We start from the raw sequence: 490 nt of genomic DNA on the forward strand, positions 1-490 counted from the left end.
TGGTGGTTGGGTTTGTTGTGGTGTTGTTTGTGTGTGGTGGTGGGTTTTTTGGGTGGTTGGGGGTTGGTGTGGTTGGTGGTGTTGGTGGTGTTGGGTTTGGGTTTTTTGTTGGGTTGGGTGTGTTGTTTGTTTTTGTGTTGGGGTTGTTGTTGGGGTTGGTGGTGTTGGTGTGTGTTGGGTTTGGGTTGGTTGGTGTGGTTGTTGTGTCGTTTGTGGTTGGTGTGATTGTTTTTTTTGGGTGGGGTGGGGGTTGGGTGGGGGGGTGTGTTGGGGGTGTGTTGGTGGGGGGTGTGTTTGGGGGTGTTGGGGTTGTTGTGTTTTTGGTTGGGTTGTTTTTTTTTGTGTTGGTGTTGGGTGTGGTTGTTGTGGTGGTGGGGGGGGGGTTGGTTGGTTGGGTTGGTGGTGTGTTTGGGTTGGTTGGTTTGGGGTGGTTGGTTTGTGGGTGGGTGTTGGTGTTTGGGGTTGTTGTTGTTGTTGGTGTTGGGTGGGT

General features: G+C 52.2%; 1 protein-coding gene. It reads left to right on the plus strand.

The window, feature by feature from the left end; translation table 11 throughout:
* Positions 1-31 precede the first annotated feature (31 nt).
* Positions 32-490, plus strand: a 459-nt coding sequence (locus tag ACTHTY_RS11655) for a hypothetical protein (RefSeq protein ID WP_440367787.1), incomplete at its 3' end; no start/stop codon positions are given.

Origin of the sequence: Neisseria sp. P0019.S002, from assembly GCF_051957155.1 — a bacterium.
In the GTDB taxonomy this organism is placed as follows: domain Bacteria; phylum Pseudomonadota; class Gammaproteobacteria; order Burkholderiales; family Neisseriaceae; genus Neisseria; species Neisseria perflava.